A 1,520-nucleotide genomic window follows, 5' to 3' on the forward strand; every position below is an offset into this window, starting at 1 on the left:
CCTGGTCATTGGCGTCGATCTGCTTGTCGGCCTTGCCCAGCTCCACCAGCTGCTCGAAACTCGCCGGCCCAACGCCGTCGCCGCTCTTTTGCGCCGCACGCACCGAACGCGACAGCGTGTAGAACTCGGTCGTGTAGCGCGCAATCTCGAGCGGGCTCGCCAGCGCCAGCTTGATCGTCTTCTTGGTGTGCGCCTCGATCTCGGGCAGCCAGTCGATATCAAAAGGCTCGCAGGTCGCGACCAGCGCCTCGGCCGCGCCCACCTGCACCGGCAGCGCGCGGCGCCGCTCGGCGTAGGTGGCCGACATCACGTCGGCCACGCGCGCCACGTCGACCTTGAGCGGGTCGATGCGCAGGTAGGGCAGCTGGCAGCGCTGCGCGAGCCATTCGGTCAGCGCCTCGACGTCGAGCACCGCGCCGCTGGCCGCATGCACCAGCCCGGCACCGCCCAGGCGCACCAGCGGATGCTGCGAGCTGTCGCCCGCGCCGAAGCGCTGCGCCACGCGCTTGCCGTCGTCGAGCGTGATAAAGCCGTCGGTGAGCAACCAGGTGACGAGCTGGCGCCAGTGCAGCGGGCCCTTGGCCAAGGCTTGCGCCGACGCGGCGTGTTGCGGCACACGGGCAGGGGCGGCGGGCGGGCGGGCGTTCATGCGGTGGCAGAGCGTTCGGGCAGATTCTGCAAGAGCTCGAGCCACTTGCGTGCCGGCAGCGCATGCAGCTGCTCGATCGCCGCGGCGCGCGCCACGAGCACGTCGCGCGGCGGCAGCGCGGCGCCCTTCCAGGCCAGCACGATGGTGTTGCCCTCCTTGGTCGGCTCGAGCATGGCCACGCAATCGGCGCCGAACACCGCGGCGATGCGCGCGGCGCTGCGCCCGAAACTCACGTCGCGGCCGAACAGGTTGACGCTCATCACCCCGCCCTCGGCCAGCAGCGCGTGGCAGCCGCGGTAGAACACCTCGTCGTCGAGCACCGGCGCGGCGGCTTCATGGTCGTAGAGGTCCACGCACAGCGCATCGGCGCTGCCGGCGTGGCGCGCGTCGGCCACGTAATCGCCCGCATCGGCCTGCACGACGGCAAGCCGCGCGTCGTCCTCGGGCAGCTTGAACCACATCCGGCACACACCGATCACGCTCGGGTTGATCTCCACCGCCGTGGTGCGCCAGCGCAGCGCCTTGTGGCAAAAGCGGGTGATCGCCGCCGCACCCAGGCCGAGCTGCACCGCATGGCCGTGGGCCACGGCGCCGTGTGCGTCCAGCTCGCGCAGCAGCAGCCAGGCCATCATCCGTTGCACGTATTCGAGCTCGATCTTCTGCGGCTTGGCAATGCGCATCGCACCCTGCACCCAGACCGTGCCCAGGTGCAGGAAGCGCACGCCGCCGTACTCGGAGATGGTGGCCGGCGCGAGCGTCGGCGCGGCAGCGGCGCGCTTGCGCGTGGCCATCACCGCGGCGGCCAGCGGCAGCTTGATGCGAGCCACGGAACGGTCGGGTCAGCCATCATCTTCACGGTGGCGTGGACAGG

Annotated in this window: 1 protein-coding gene and 1 pseudogene; both read right to left on the reverse strand. The window is 70.9% G+C overall.

What is annotated here, in order from left to right:
- Positions 1-649, reverse strand: a pseudogene (locus RMO12_RS11315) (type II/IV secretion system protein); the annotation flags it as partial.
- Positions 646-1,440: a spermidine synthase gene (locus RMO12_RS11320; protein ID WP_309639364.1), complete on the reverse strand. Its 795-nt coding sequence runs from the start codon at positions 1,438-1,440 to the stop codon at positions 646-648. The pseudogene RMO12_RS11315 and the gene RMO12_RS11320, both read right to left, overlap by 4 nt.
- Positions 1,441-1,520: the final 80 nt, after the last annotated feature.

Origin of the sequence: Methylibium sp. (assembly GCF_031393925.1) — a bacterium.
Lineage (GTDB): Bacteria > Pseudomonadota > Gammaproteobacteria > Burkholderiales > Burkholderiaceae_C > Methylibium.